10 protein-coding genes are annotated in these 14,997 nt (G+C 43.0%); 7 read left to right on the forward strand and 3 right to left on the reverse strand.

The features are described from left to right. Positions 1–3 precede the first annotated feature (3 nt). Positions 4–1,056, forward strand: a complete 1,053-nt coding sequence (locus HCG48_RS22135) for a sialate O-acetylesterase (protein ID WP_168571112.1) — start codon at positions 4–6, stop codon at positions 1,054–1,056. A gap of 57 nt (positions 1,057–1,113) precedes the next feature. Here HCG48_RS22135 and HCG48_RS22140 read toward each other — a convergent pair whose 3' ends face one another. From HCG48_RS22140 to HCG48_RS22150, 3 genes are all read right to left on the reverse strand, one after another. Continuing rightward, positions 1,114–2,211: a hypothetical protein gene (locus HCG48_RS22140; RefSeq protein WP_168571113.1), complete on the reverse strand. Its 1,098-nt coding sequence runs from the start codon at positions 2,209–2,211 to the stop codon at positions 1,114–1,116. 130 nt (positions 2,212–2,341) lie between these two features. Then, positions 2,342–3,814, reverse strand: a complete 1,473-nt coding sequence (locus tag HCG48_RS22145) for an MBOAT family O-acyltransferase (protein WP_168571114.1) — start codon at positions 3,812–3,814, stop codon at positions 2,342–2,344. A 51-nt stretch (positions 3,815–3,865) separates the two neighbouring features. Further along, on the reverse strand, positions 3,866–4,774 hold the full coding sequence (locus tag HCG48_RS22150; RefSeq protein WP_168571115.1) for a sulfotransferase family protein: 909 nt from the start codon (positions 4,772–4,774) through the stop codon (positions 3,866–3,868). Positions 4,775–4,933: 159 nt separating this feature from the next. Here HCG48_RS22150 and htpG point away from each other — a divergent pair, with 159 nt between their 5' ends. The 6 genes from htpG (at position 4,934) to HCG48_RS22180 (ending at position 14,788) form a co-directional block, all read left to right on the forward strand. After that, the gene (gene htpG, locus HCG48_RS22155; protein ID WP_168571116.1) at positions 4,934–6,919 is read left to right on the forward strand and encodes a molecular chaperone HtpG; all 1,986 of its coding nucleotides are present in this window, start codon (positions 4,934–4,936) and stop codon (positions 6,917–6,919) included. Positions 6,920–7,078: 159 nt separating this feature from the next. Continuing rightward, positions 7,079–7,315, forward strand: a complete 237-nt coding sequence (rpmB, locus tag HCG48_RS22160) for a 50S ribosomal protein L28 (protein ID WP_168571117.1) — start codon at positions 7,079–7,081, stop codon at positions 7,313–7,315. Positions 7,316–7,686: 371 nt separating this feature from the next. Further along, on the forward strand, positions 7,687–12,363 hold the full coding sequence (gene hpsA, locus HCG48_RS22165) for a hormogonium polysaccharide biosynthesis protein HpsA (RefSeq protein ID WP_168571118.1): 4,677 nt from the start codon (positions 7,687–7,689) through the stop codon (positions 12,361–12,363). Positions 12,364–12,379: 16 nt separating this feature from the next. Beyond that, entirely contained in the window at positions 12,380–13,045 is a 666-nt protein-coding gene (locus HCG48_RS22170; RefSeq protein ID WP_168571119.1) for a type IV pilus modification PilV family protein, read from the forward strand. A 210-nt stretch (positions 13,046–13,255) separates the two neighbouring features. Then, a complete protein-coding gene (locus tag HCG48_RS22175) occupies positions 13,256–14,197 on the forward strand; it encodes a prepilin-type N-terminal cleavage/methylation domain-containing protein (RefSeq protein WP_168571120.1) in 942 nt (313 codons plus the stop codon). 51 nt (positions 14,198–14,248) lie between these two features. Next, positions 14,249–14,788, forward strand: a complete 540-nt coding sequence (locus tag HCG48_RS22180) for a type II secretion system protein (protein WP_168571121.1) — start codon at positions 14,249–14,251, stop codon at positions 14,786–14,788. The last annotated feature ends 209 nt before the right edge of the window (positions 14,789–14,997 follow it).

The raw sequence follows: 14,997 nt of genomic DNA on the forward strand, positions 1-14,997 counted from the left end.
TTGATGATTGATTGTTTTTTAGCGATAGTTGGTATTAATTGGTTTTTGAAGGATCTGATGATTCACGACCCTTCCTTGAATCTACCCTTTTTAGAGAGTATGTTAGATCGCTCCACTCAACCTTTGAGTAGTGATGCAGCAATTGCAGATCGAAACTTAGAAATGTCAACTTCAAAAAACATTAAAGTTTTCATTCTAGCCGGACAATCAAACATGGTTGGTTCGTTATCAAACATGGAAGATTTGCCCTCCGAAATGACTGTAACTCAAAATAATACTCTTTGGTACGATCGCCAAAATCGGTGGGTTCCCCTTAAGCCACCTACCGAACCCTTACCTTCAACAGGGAGAATGGCATATCAAGTTGGGTTTGGTCCGGAAATTTCTGTAGGTGTATCTATCTCAACAGTTATTGGAGAAACAGTCGCACTCATCAAATATTCTAAAAATGGAACCAATCTAGAAATAGATTGGAATCCAAATTATCCAAACTCTCTCTATCATAAAATGCTCGTTCTTGTCAATGAGGCGATCGGCGACTTATCTCAATTAGGGTATACTCCTGAAATTTCAGGTTTTTTTTGGATGCAAGGAGAATCGGATGCTAAATCAGATTTTTACATGGCTAACAACTATGCTTTAAACTTAAGCAACTTTATTCAGACCTTGCGAAAAGACTTAAATCAACCCAATCTCCCCTTTGTATATGGTTTGATTCCACTAACTAACCAACATCAAACCAGTTTTGGTGACTTTATTTACGCCGACCAAGTCAGAGAAAATCAAAAGTTAGTTGCCAAGAACTTATCTTATACTCAAACTTTATCTACTTTATCGTTGTCTAAAGCAGAAGATAATCTTCACTTTGACTCCCAAGGTTATATCAATTTAGGAAAAAATTTCGCTGCAAAATGGTTAGAAATGGATGGATCCCTGCAAAATTATTTACGCGAACCAGCAGATCGATATCAATGGACAAAAATCAATACATTCCCTCCCATTTTTACACCTAATTTAGCTATTTATGGAAGACAGTGCTTATCTTCTCTTAACTAATATTCTAAGGTTTTATTTTTTGGAAAATGGTTGTCGCTTTTCTAAAAGCTATAGCAATTAAAGGTCTACATTAATGTTATTGAGAAATTCAACAGTTTGAGAGTTAGTCTCTAACCACAATGCTCGCTGGTTCCTAGTTGTTGATAAGTAATCATCAATATTGTCTGTATTTATTACCGTACCAAAATCTGAAGGAATTTGATTGTGATTTTGATTCAAAAGACGCTGAAAAATTAATTCACCCACTGCTTGACTATAGTGAGAACTATCTAAATAATTAGACATGCGATCGCTAATTATTTCTTCAGTGATACTATTGTAACCGGAGAAGTCCCAAACTTCTGAGATTTTTACGACTTCACGCTTCCATTGTTCAAAAATTGGCCAGATTCCAGCCTTATGAATTGCTTCCCATTGAGTTACATGGGAAGGAGAGATAAATATATACAAATCTATGTTTTTCTCCTTGCAAGTTTCAACTATCTTCTTCAAATATTCTAAAGACGCTGGAGAAAGTTGATAATCTTTATAAAGACTTCGATCTTCCAAAAACCTCTTTAATGTGACTTCAAATCCCTTGATTTTCGATTCTTCTGGTAAATTATAGCGAATAAAATACTTTTCATTACGAGTTCCGTAATCATCATAAGGGGTCAATGTTTTACCCGCTTGATTCCATTGAATTGTTTCAAAACTTGCAAAAACAGTATCAATTGAAAAAGTCCATTTTAAAAAACTCGACCAAAAATATTTTTGTTCTAATAAATCTTCATAAAAGCTTGCATCTGCATCTCGATTTTCATTAAACATGAAAAAATCGATTCCTAAAATAACTTTTTTAATATTCGGTTCTACTGCTATACTCTGTTGAAAATAACGCATAACCTCATACATATTTGCCCCTAAAATCCCTAAATTGTAAACAGTGTTAATATCAAGCTGTTTCACGTGACGGGGATTTAAGCCGACATCAGTTCGAGATGAACCGAGTAATAATATTTTAGGTTTTTTTTGTAAGACTTCTAATGACTTAAATATCCGTACATTAGTCTCTTGTTTGATTTTTGAAAGATTTACATTCTTGATGGTAATAAAGTTAAATATACCATAAGGATCTATGAATAAATTAAAACTCAATAAGGTAAAACATTGCACAGAAAAAAATATTACTAAAAATATTAAGTATTTCTTGAATTTATAAACCATATTGTCTCGCCATTGAACTGAATAGATTTATCTCTAACATTCTAAAAGAAATAAATAAAGAAATAAATTCATATTCTATTCAAAATTGGAAATATAAAAATTCTGATATTCTATTAAAAAATAGAAAACAAGTAGTTGCCAGCATACTCGTTAATATAGCCGTTCTTAAATTAGGTTTAAATCGACTCATTAGTTCTTGAGTATTAGGTAAAGTCAGAGTACTTACAAACACAATGAATAAGATTATTAGACTATTTTTTCCTCCAATGGGTGGAAGATAGAGAAGTTCTTGCCATCCTTTAAAAATACCTCCAATCGGTACCCAATTCAAAAATATTTTGAAAGTATGGGGTAATAAAATACCTTCGATACCAGTCATTACTTTAATGATATGAAAAGCATCTGCAAAAGTTTTAGCTCTGAATAATACCCAACTCAGCAAAATTCCATGAAATGTCAAAATCCATGCCAAAAACTTGGGTATAGAAATGCCTAAACGTCGCCAGATTTGGTTGATGACTAAAAGCAGACCGTGCATACCACCCCAAATAACAAAAGTCCAACCTGCACCATGCCAAAGTCCACCTAAAAGCATCGTAATTATTAAGTTAATATAACGTCTAAATTCTCCCAGTCGATTGCCACCGAGAGGAATATAGAGATAATCCCGTAAAAAGTTAGATAAAGTAATATGCCAGCGACGCCAAAAATCAATTATTGAAGTTGCTTTATAAGGAGAGTTAAAGTTGATAGGTAATTGGATATTAAACATCCATCCCAATCCAATTGCCATATCTGAATAACCGGAAAAATCAAAATAAAGTTGAAAAGTGTAGCTGATAGCACCTATCCACGCCTCTAAAAAGCTAACTGAATCGGCATTATTAAAAACTAAGGTAACCCAAGGGGAGAGATTATCTGCAATGATAACTTTCTTAGATAAACCAAGAATAAATAAAGTAACTCCTTTTGCAAAATTTTCCTCAGAAAATCGAAAAATAGACAATTTGTGAAATTGTGGAATCAGTTCATTGTGGCGAAGAATGGGTCCGGCGATTAGTTGAGGAAAAAATGATACAAATAGAGTGTAGCTAATCAAATCATATTTTTGTTCTTTTGTTTCTCCTTTGTAAACATCAACTAAATAAGCAATTTGAGTGAATGTATAAAATGAAATGGCTAAAGGTAAAACAATATTCAGATTAGGTAAGTTAGTTTTGAAGCTGGAATTTATAGAGTTAACGACAAAATCAGCATATTTATAGTAACCCAACAAACCTAAGTTAAAAATCGTGCCACAGACTAGAAGTCCCTTAGCTCTTGCTGATTTCTGTTTATTCCTATCAAGTAACTGCCCGAAAACATAATTTACCAGGATAGAAGTTAGGAGAATTAATAAATACTTAAAATTCCAATATCCATAGAAAAATAAAGAAGCAAGTGTCAACCAAAGAAAAGAAAATCTAAAATTTCTAATTTTTGGAATAAAAAAAAATCCTAAAATGGTAATGGGGAGAAAAACAAAAATGAAGATATAAGAATTAAAAAGCATATTTAGCTATATCTTTTAGGTTGTTAATTGCTTTTTTTCGATCGCAATCCATTAATACATCCAATGAGAAAGGTCTCTTTTCAGTAACTCTTGTAAATTTAAAATATCTTTTTTAAAGTAAAGAGATAATTCTTGTTTTTGTGAGGTTTGTAGGGTTTCTGCTTGTCCTGTATTTTTTCGATAAGCTTTGGCAGCTAGAGGCTTACGGATGTGACTCGGAATAAGCGGTCGAAGTATTGATTTAATGGGATTATTATTTTTTAAAAAATTAAATAGAAATTTATTTTTTTGGACAAAAGAAGAGACATTATGCTTGACAGACATGTCTGGTTTGAACTGAGGATCTACACCTAAAAAACTGAATATATCTTCAATTGTTGCCTCCGGTTGTTGTTTCCAGTCTTCATATAACAAAACTTTAATTTGCTTGCGATCGCAAATCTCAAAATAATGTTGAAGCTGCTGGTAATATAAACCAACGTGTTTGTAGTGCCATGCTGGAGACCAATGCTTGTTAATCCTATCTTCTTCTTGTTGGCAAGCTTCTAAAAAATCTCCAATCCATTCGCGACCATCCCGACGTAAATGTAAGAAATGAGAATAAGCGCGATCGATGGGATTGCGAAGAATAGCAATTAACTTCGCATCGGGAATGTAGTGATTGATACGGTTAGCCGTTTCAGGAATATATAAATACATCGTTGAAGCTTCTCCGATCGCCTTTTCCTGAGAAACTCCAGAAAATAAAGCTTGATAGTCTTCTAAATTGACAATTGAATGATTTGTTCCCGCTTCGGCAGCACCCGGACCGATGTAATCCGGTTGTTTTCCTTCAAAGGCAAAAAAATTAGGTTCCTTGACGGGACTCATATAAATTTCTGGATGCTGCTTTAAATATGCATAAAGGGCTGTAGTTCCAGCTTTTGCCGCCCCAATAATCAAAAAGTTTGGCATTGTCATCGTCGATTTTACCTCTAAATTCTCTTGCCGTTGAGTGCTGGCTCTCCGACGAAGTAGGGAAATCCGAATCCCTATCGGGGGGTCATCCCGGATCCGCGATCGCCCAAATTCTCGCAGAATCTATACTTGAGACTCCAAGCAAAATTATAACTAACCACCATGACTGTACTCGAAAAAGGCACGATCGCCATCCATACTGAAAATATTTTTCCCATTATCAAGAAATCTCTCTACTCCGACCACGAAGTATTTTTCCGCGAACTGATCTCCAACGCCGTAGACGCCATCTCCAAACTCAAAATGGTCTCCCTCTCCGGCGAAATCAACGGCGAACTCGGCGACCCCGAAATCGTCATCAGCGTCGATAAAGACAAAAAAACCCTCTCCATCTCCGACAACGGCATCGGCATGACCGCCGACGAGATCAAAAAATACATCAACCAAGTCGCCTTCTCCAGCGCCGAAGAATTCATCGAAAAATACAAAAGCGCCTCCGACAACCAAATCATCGGACACTTCGGACTCGGTTTTTACTCCTCCTTCATGGTCGCCAGCCAAGTCGAAATCGATACCCTCTCCTACCAACAAGGCGCCCAAGCCGTCCACTGGACCTGCGACGGTTCCCCCGAATTTCAACTCGAAGACTCCTCTCGAACCACCCGAGGCACCACCATCATCCTCACCCTACCCGACGAAGAAAAAGAATACCTCGAAACCCCCCGCCTCCAACAACTCATTAAAACCTACTGCGACTTCATGCCCGTTCCCATCAAACTCGATGGCGAAGTCGTCAACCGCCAAAAAGCCCTCTGGCGCGAATCTCCCAGCAACCTCAAAGACGAAGACTACCTCGAACTCTACCGCTACCTCTACCCCTTCCAAGACGAACCCCTCCTCTGGGTTCACCTCAAAACCGACTACCCCTTCCTCGTCAACGGCATCCTCTACTTCCCCAAACTGCGCCCGGACGTCGATGTCAGCAAAGGCAACATCAAACTATTCTGCAACCAAGTCTTCGTCAGCGACCACTGCGAAGAAATCATCCCGAAATTCCTGCTGCCGATGCGTGGCATCCTCGACAGCCCCGACATTCCCCTCAACGTTTCCCGCAGTGCCCTACAGATGGACCGCACCGTGCGGAAAATTGCCGACTTCATCGCCAAAAAAGTAGGCGATCGCCTCAAAGCACTCTACAACGAAAACCGCCAAGAATACATCCGGTGTTGGAAAGACCTCGGCACCTTCGTTAAATTCGGCTGCCTCAACGACGACAAATTCAAAAAACAAGTCGAAGATCTCGTCATCTACCGCACCACCGCCGACCTCAGCCCCGCCCAACCCGACACCCCCGCCGTCGAAGTCCAAGGCGAAGAAGGCGACGCCTGGAAAGAAGTTCAAAGCGACAGCAACACCGAAGGTCCCTCCTACACCACCCTCGACGAATACCTCCAACGCAACCAAGCCCGTCACGAAAATCGCGTCTTCTACTGCACCGACGAAGTCTCCCAAGCCACCTACGTCCAACTGCACAAAAGTCAGGGCTTAGAAGTCCTCTTTATGGACTCCTTCATCGACCCCCACTTCATCAGCTTCCTCGAACGAGAACACCAAGACGTTAAATTCTCCCGCGTTGACGCCGAAATCGACGAAAAACTGCTCGACAAAGACAAAAGTACCGAAATCGTCGATCCGACCACCAACAAAACCCGAGGCGAACAAATTAAAGAACTCTTCCAAAACGCCCTCAACAAACCCAAACTCAACATCCGCACCGAAGCCCTCAAAGGCGAAGACGCCAAAGCCACACCCCCCGCAATGGTATTGCTACCCGAATTCCTGCGCCGCCTGCGCGACATGAACGCCCTCGTCGCCCAAGAAAACGTCGAATTCCCCGAAGAACACATCTTGCTAGTCAACACCGCCCATCCCTTAATTCAGAACTTGGCGCAAATGACCCAAGGCAACATCATTCAACCCGGCGACGCCCAATCCCCCTCTGCCGAACTTGCCGAACAAATTTGCCGCCACGTCTACGACCTCGCCCTGATGGCGCAAAAAGGCTTTGACGCCGACGGGATGAAATCTTTCGTCGAACGGTCCAATGACGTATTGACCAACTTGACTCAAAAAGCCTTCGGGAGTTAGGAAATCCGTAGCGCGGGCATCTTGCCCGCCAGCATTGTTGCCCACTGTTGGCTACTGTTGGCTACTGTTGCCCACTCCCCCTATTCCCCGATCCGAACCAAAACTAGGTACAATTAGAGATCGTGTCTGAAATAGCGAAACCGTACCGGGAGAAATCTTATGTCGCGTAAATGCCAATTGACCGGGAAAAAGGCGAATAACGCCATGTCCGTTTCCCACTCGCACCGCCGCACCCATCGCCTCCAACACGCCAACATCCAAGAGAAAAGAGTCTGGTGGCCCCAAGGCAATCGCTGGGTGAAATTGCGTCTGTCCACCAAAGCAATTAAAACTTTGGATCGCAAAGGCTTGCAAGCTTTCGCCAAAGAAGCCGGGATTAACCTCAACAAACTCTAAACAAAATTGCCTGAATTTGATTAAATTCGGTCAAAAAAAGGGAGACTAGCCGTTTGCTAGCCTCCTCTTTTTTATTCTTTTTGATGTTATCGCAGCTTTTATCGATTCTTCAGTTTTCACCAGTTTTTGAGAAAGCAACAATCGCCCCCGTCGGGACTCCCGACTCCCCCCTCCCAACTCCCCACTCCCGAAGTTTTAACCAGCAATTGATAACTTTTCGAGCCAACCTGGGTATGCTTGAACTTAGATATTACGCCAGTTCCACTGGTTTGTCCGGAAATGTACCGATTGTCAAGTGCCGGACAAATAAGTTAACACGGAAACGAAAGTCTATCTTATCCATCCGTCAGATCGCCACCTAGGGAGCAGCTATGCCTCAGCAACGCAAAATCAAAAAGGCTCTAAATCGGCTCGTCCAGTCGATGACCCGTTGCGTCCAACAGGCCACTAGCCGAGAAGCCTACCAACTCATGCGCGCCGCCTTACTCAGCAAGCGGCAGTCGCAATCTGGCTTTGTCTTGCCTACCACCACTTTGCTCATTGTAGTCATGCTTTTGGTGGCGGGGGCGCTGATTTTCCGATCTTACCAGCGATCGACCGACGTGATTGGCGACTTTAAACGACAACAGGTACAGAATGGAGCGAGTCCGGCGATCGAACGGGCTAAAGCTAAGCTGGAATACTTATTTGAAGAAGGAGTACAGACGGCGGGAGTTCCCAGCGAAAGGACTTTAGAAGAATTTTTAGCAGGTGGCGATCCAGAAAACTCCATCAATGCCTATAAATTTCCTGATGAAGAGTTTATTGGAGACAGTCCATCTTTAACTTTACCAACGAACGATGGGGTAGTTCCGGCGTGGACTTTTGAAACCGATACAGATGGCGATGGAACTGCCGATTCGATTACAGCCTATGCCATTCTCGCAAGAACAGGAAGAGAACAAGGCGGGACAATTCAAACGATGGATCCTAAGCGAGCTGATGATTTACCAGATCAGTTCACCGAGTTAGCAACCGAAGATGATAAAGCTAACTACATGGTAGTCAGCAACGGCCCCTTATCTGCGGGTAGTGCAACAGATGAATTATGCGAACCCAGATTTGTAGCCTCAGATCAGGATAATAGTACCTTTATTCAAGGGTGGTTTGAACAAGGTAGCGCTTTATTGCGGAAAAATTTCCAGGTTTATGCAGTCACCATCCCCAAAGTTTTAGCTGAAGGCGGAACAATAACTTCTCCATCGATTTCGACATTACTTTATCAACAAGATCGAACTTTAGAGCGAGCCAATAAATGGGGGGCTTGGTTCCGAACAGACATAGAACTTTACACCGGTCCTACATTTCGTTGGAATGGAGCAATTCATACAGAAGGCACTTTGTTCGCACGCGGACGTGATGGAATTCGCAGTTATTTGATTAGTGCTCAAAACTCCTGCTTCTACGACCCTGCACTCAACTCGGAAGTGAGAGGAGAAAAGCAAATTGTTTCAGCAATTCCTGGGGCGCCACAAGCCGAAGGAAATCAACGAGGCAATGTGGCCTTCGATCTTCATGGCGGTGCATCCCCGGAATTTGCTTTGCTCAATCCTGATACCGATTCGGTCAACTCAACCGATAGCTCGATTGGCATCATGCTCGATCCCGAGAAAATCGTGACGCAGAATGCATCAGTTTACCGCGATCCCGATGCAGTGGATGTCGGACCATTTGATGCGGATGTCTCCGCACGTATTAATCGAGGTGAAGCTACCCAAGATGAACGAACGGATTGTCCGCCCTATATTGACGACACTTATCGAGCCGATAATATCAGAGGTCCAAAGCCAGGATACAGCAAACCTCAAGTCGATCCGGAGACAGGGGAGTGTTCGGCAGAGTTAGGAGGCAGTGTTGGCGCTCCCATTGGAAATGGGGAACTAGAGCTAATTCGTAACGAGCCACCACCGTTGCAACCCGATTCTTACGGTCTCGATGGCTACTGGGAACGCCGTGCGCGTGGTGAAGGACTACGTATTATTGTTGGAGAACGCTTAGAATTAGGCAATGCTTTTGGTTGGACCATCGATCTCAACCGAGATGGAGACTACCAAGATCCTGGGGAAAAAGATATTGGTGAGGATCCACTCAATCCTCATGACTTGGATCCCGACCCAGTAGCTCGCCAGGGAAGCATTAATTATCCCCCAATGAATCAGCGTAAAAGTGAACTGGTACAACGCCGGACACTGCGGGATAATTTAGCTGCAGTTCAAGCCACAGCTATTTACCATCATAGTGATGCCAGTCAGGGTTATCACCCAGTTGCTTATGTAGCAACGACCGTTCATCCGGGAACCAGCACGACTTTACAAAGGAGTTCGACCTTTGAGCAACCTTTATCGGCTTTCAATGTTAAATCAGCAGCTGATGGTGGTTCGGGTTTGTTTGGCAGCACCTTTGGTAACGATTCTAATGAAATTTTAATTGACTTTTTGACAGGAAGAGGAACTAACGGTTGGGAGTTTAATACCCATCTAGCCTCAGATTTTGAGCCAGGAACACCGTTATGGACGGCTTTACAAAATCTCGCGAATTTTACAGGCGATCGCGACGGAGCCTATCCACCCAATCTTCAATGTCCTCCTCCAAATACAACCTCTGAAAATTTGGTTGGTTCATTTTCTCACCCCGATCGCTATCCCGATGCCTTTTTAACGATGTGGGGGAATTTCTCTAATCTTCAGTGTATTTTGTTCAGAGAGCAGACTGAACTTCCCAGTGCTGGGGCTCAGGGAGAGATGAGCTTAGCTCATGCCACTACCTTCCATACGGCAGCAGGAACCCTAGGGATGCTGGCGTACAATATTGCATATCTTGAAGATTACGATTACACCGACGCAAATAATAAACAACAACTGGAAGAATTAGACAATGCTTTACAAATCCTTAGTGATGGAAATACGGACAACGGCGAAGTACAGATCCAAGATGTAAGTGGCGAAGACCATATCAAAGTTGTTGATAATAGTGGAACCGAGGTTGCGTCTATTCCTGGAAGTTTTCCAACGAGAGAGGCTTATTTACTTGGGTTAGAAGCGATTGAAAAACCCGAGTTAGCAGAACTCGCTCGGTTGTTGCACCTTAAGGAACAAGTTAAGCGCGATCGGGAATTTGGTTTTGCTCAATCTCCTGCAGCAGAAGTTCCAGCGACTGATATCGATGGGAATAAAAAAATCACTGGTGGTGGGCCTTACTACACATACCCTGTCCGTTTTATTGATGATTTTTCTCATGGTAATGTCATTTACGATAAAGACGGAGCTCCTGACGGTGAAAATCAAATCAAAATTGGCTGTGACTTCAGTAGTAATGGCAACGACTATTTCGGGTTTGGAGATCCAGGAAATGCAGCAGGAGCTCCTGAAGCACAATTAGAAAAGCGTTTTATCGATCTTGCTACTCTGATTTGCTCGACAACACCCAAATTTCCCTCATTGCATTATATTTTCCCCACACAAGCCCACGATCGCCACGAAACAGCAACAGGTATCTCGCAACCGACAACCGAACCCTACATCAGCAATACAACCGCAGACACTAACTTCGAGCCTGTCAATCCAGCAGATATTGCGTTAATGCCTAAACCTTTGGATTTTAATAGCGCCGAATGGTTTCTACCTACAGAAAGTGGTCCGGGTGGGAATAATCCAAACAATAGTAGTCAGGAATTGGTCTTAGCTGATGGAGCGCTAAGGCGTGTAGCGATTAAAGATTCTGCGCTCTATGATGGTCGCGAAGCGATGAGTGTGAGAACTCTGAATTTAGATCTCGAACTCCTCCGCGAAAATCAGATCCAAGGGGACTTTTGGTTACCTGAAAGTGGAATTGTCTTTGCCTTCCGAGAAGATGCAGTGCGCGAAGATGCGCTTTACAAAGAACAAGATCCCAAAGATCTTCGGATCAAAGCAGTCGATTACTACCCCGACCCCGATCGCCGTCCCTATGGTTTCCGGTTCAAAAATGGTCGCTATATTAATCGGGGTGATAACAACGCCAATGGGATGACTTTCATTACCGATAATCCGTTGTACATCCAGGGTGCATTTAACCTACATGCTACTGCTGACGGGGCAACAACGAACGAAATACAAGAGTTTACCCAAACCTTGCCCGCCAATGGTAACTATGATGAAAATGACTTTTACGGTCGTACCGATCTCAACCCGAGTTTCTCGCGACCGGGACAAGATAATTGGCGACCAGTAGAAGTTTTAGCAGATGCTATTACCATTCTTTCGGACAACTTCTGTGATGGCAGTATTGAAGATGGAATTATCTATGCCGGAGATAACGATCCGAACGAAGCCGATAAATTGGGTGCTGCACGGCGTCAAACCTTATATGGCTGCAACAATGCCTCCAACTACACCTCTTATCTGAATCAAAACCGTCCGTCCACTGCGCTAGATTCTAGCGTTGAATGGCAACGAGAAAACCCCTTCGATCGACAGCTAAGCACTCCGTTCGCTCCAAACTCACCCATTCTAATTTCACGTAATGGTATTCATCAAACCACCGCAGGCGACTATGATGGCACCTTTCTGAAATTTGCTGACAAGCAAAACCAGGGCAAGAATCTCATCAATCCCATCGCCACGACCGTCAACCTCGTCTTGGTTAGTGGCATTTCACCAACACAAGAAAATCAACTCAATGGCGGGCTGCACAATTTCCCTCGCTTGCTGGAAAACTGGAATGATACAGTCGTGCTGACGATCCAAGGTTCGCTGATGCAACTCAACTTTAGTAATTATGCGACAGCACCCTTCGATCAGGATGGTTGGGAAGACGGTCAACCAACAGCCGCTCTTATTTTCCCTTACTACAGTCCACCGCAACGGAATTGGGGTTACGATGTCGGGCTGCAATATCTGCCTGCCGGACCGGTTTCTAAGCGTCTTGTTAGCTTATCCAACGAGCGGGATGAATTTTATCGCGAACTACCTGCTGACGATCGATATATTTGCAAGTTGCGCGATGCGATTGGATTCGGCTGTCAAGAGTAAATAGGGAGGTTGAAACATGCTAGATATCAGCCAAAAAGGCAGCGAGCGAGGACTGACGCTCATGGAGTCGTTAGCGGCAATTGTCATTTTTGGAATTGCCATTACTGCCATTACACCACCATTGATGATGGCGATGGCTGCTCGCGTTCGTGCTCACCGAGCTGAGCAAGCCTTACAAATTGCTCAAAGTGAAATTGACCGAGTCAGACTATTGATGGAAAAAGGCAATAGTGGTTTGCCCAGCGCTGAGTTTGTCGATCTCTTACCTCCAGCATCGGGTGCGGCCACATCAAATGAAGTGGCTGCCCCAACAGCAGTTGAAAGTGACTGTACCACTCTTGCCGATTCTACCAATACAGCTTGTGCTGTTGATATTGAAAATGATGGAACCGATGATTTTGTCATTCAAACGTTCCGTACTCATTCCTGTGAATCAGAAAATAGCCAAGGAGAAAGGATCCCACTAGGCTTTAGGATGGGTGTACGAGTTTACACAAAGAGTTCATTTGACGCCCATAGCGGTTCTCTAGGAACGAAACAAGGATCCTTGGCATTCTCAGCAGCAACTACATCTGGCAAATCTCCTCTAGCAGTTATGGAAGTACCGATCGTGAGAAGCGATTTACCTCTGTCAAATGTAATATACAAAAGCGTCATTAATGGAGAAACTTGTGAACTCTAAATCGTAATGTTGTTGAATTCAGACAAATTGCTACAACACTAAAATTTGGAACGCTCACCAGTTTAGATCGCTATTTTAATCGATCGTTCTCTTCATATTCACCCCTCGATTCAGAGTAAAGTTGCTGAGGATAGCTCTCGGATCCAAGAACACCAAAGTTCCTAAAAGTCTATGTGTAAACAAAACCTTTAAAGTGAAAGCATTAGAGCCATGGATGAAAACAACCTTAATTATATCTTAAAAGCATATCTTCGGTTTCGTAAATCGCGATCGAGCAATAAAGGGTTTACCATCTTAGAAATTCTGATGGCTATCCTTATTACTGCTATGGTTTTATATGCGATGCTTTCACTGGTTGTGAATTTGCTCGGACTGGAAAAACGAGAGACTGCAAAAAACCAAGTTCAGCAAGATATGGGTCAAGCGATCGATTATATAGCAACGGAGTTAAAGCAGGCCGTCTATATCTATGAAGGACAAGATTTAGAGAATTTAGTTAGTTTTCCGGATGAAGTACATCCTATTTTAGGATTTTGGAAAATTGAGAAAGTGCCTTACCGAAATAATCCAGAAGGCAATCAAAAATTACCTGACTCCTGTAGTGGAGCCACAGCTAGCGAGTGTTATCAGTTAAAAACAAGCCGTAATACCTATACCCTGGTTATTTATTCCCTAAAAAGAGATAACACCGAGATTTGGGAAGGGCCGGCCAGAATTACTCGCTTTCAACTGCGCAAATACGACCCTGAAGATCTCGCTAACTTGACGAAAACCCCGGGTTATGTCGATCCAGACAGTAGTAACTTTGCTGATTGGTCTCCGACTGAAGTGATTAATTACAGTGAAGCTGAAAATGCAGATGTTTTAGTGGATCTCGTCGATTACCATCCCGAAGGCGCCGTACCAGATTGTGGCGATTACATGCTGTCTACACCAACTTTACCGGATAATAATACAAGCTTTTATGCTTGTGTAAAACCCAGAGAAACTGCTACTAATGCGGGGGAATTTGCAGAAGCGATCGTTTATTTGCGAGGGAATGCTGCCGAACGAGCTGGAAAGAGGGGAAACCGTAATTCTGTGTACTTGCCAAGTCTGCAACGGCGCGTTCAAGCTCGTAGTGTATTTAATCGGACTCCTCCCGGGTTTTGATTGTTGAATAGTGAGGTAAGAGTCTCAAAATATTTTAGGAGTGGGAAGTTTATGAAAGCTGGAAGTCATCTAATCCAACAATTCAGCCGCAATCGGGGACAATCTAAAGCTGAAGGGGGCTTCACACTTCTAGAAGTGGTGTTAGTCGCACTCATGATCGGAATTCTTGCTTCGATTGGCATTCCGAGTTGGTTGTCGATGTTAAATAATACCCGGTTGAAGAAAGGGCAAGCGCCGATTGAAGAAGCGATTCGTAATGCGCAACGCGAAGCGTTACGATCCAAGTCGGGATGGATGGCGAGCTTTCGTCAGCAGGATGAGGCGATCGAATGGACGGTGCATCGGTCGGGAACCGATCCCGCCAATTGGCAGAAGATCGACGAACCAACGGTCACTCTCGATCCGGACAACACCAATCTCGATGAAGAGGAACCGTGGAGTATTGGCTTTAATGAAAGAGGGGAAGTCAGCAATGCTCCGGTGCAAATTACCATTACACTGACCAGCAATCCCAATAAAAAACGCTGTGCGATCGTCCAGACCTTGTTAGGGTCGATGAGGCTCGCGCAAGATGAGGACTGTAACTTATAGCATTCCAGATAGATTGGGGTGAGTGCGATCGCTGATTGACAAGGGGCTAGATATGAATCCGAAAATGTAAAAATGTAAAAAAAATTAATAAAAAACCTGCTTTGATAGTGAGATAGTTAACCCATATCAGTTCAACTCTTACAAACGAGGGTTTTGTGATATGGTTACCCAGGAGTGCAGCACACCACGACTTGTCCGATCGCCTGCCC

Origin of the sequence: Oxynema aestuarii AP17, from assembly GCF_012295525.1 — a bacterium.
Lineage (GTDB): Bacteria > Cyanobacteriota > Cyanobacteriia > Cyanobacteriales > Laspinemataceae > Oxynema > Oxynema aestuarii.

Coding starts and splice junctions, on each gene's coding strand:
- HCG48_RS22170 (WP_168571119.1), top strand. CDS start 12,380: ATGCTAGATATCAGCCAAAAAGGCAGCGAGCGAGGACTGACGCTCATG.
- HCG48_RS22135 (WP_168571112.1), top strand. CDS start 4: ATGATTGATTGTTTTTTAGCGATAGTTGGTATTAATTGGTTTTTGAAG.
- HCG48_RS22180 (WP_168571121.1), top strand. CDS start 14,249: ATGAAAGCTGGAAGTCATCTAATCCAACAATTCAGCCGCAATCGGGGA.
- hpsA (WP_168571118.1), top strand. CDS start 7,687: ATGCCTCAGCAACGCAAAATCAAAAAGGCTCTAAATCGGCTCGTCCAG.
- htpG (WP_168571116.1), top strand. CDS start 4,934: ATGACTGTACTCGAAAAAGGCACGATCGCCATCCATACTGAAAATATT.
- rpmB (WP_168571117.1), top strand. CDS start 7,079: ATGTCGCGTAAATGCCAATTGACCGGGAAAAAGGCGAATAACGCCATG.
- HCG48_RS22150 (WP_168571115.1), bottom strand. CDS start 4,774: ATGACAATGCCAAACTTTTTGATTATTGGGGCGGCAAAAGCTGGAACT.
- HCG48_RS22175 (WP_168571120.1), top strand. CDS start 13,256: ATGGATGAAAACAACCTTAATTATATCTTAAAAGCATATCTTCGGTTT.
- HCG48_RS22145 (WP_168571114.1), bottom strand. CDS start 3,814: ATGCTTTTTAATTCTTATATCTTCATTTTTGTTTTTCTCCCCATTACC.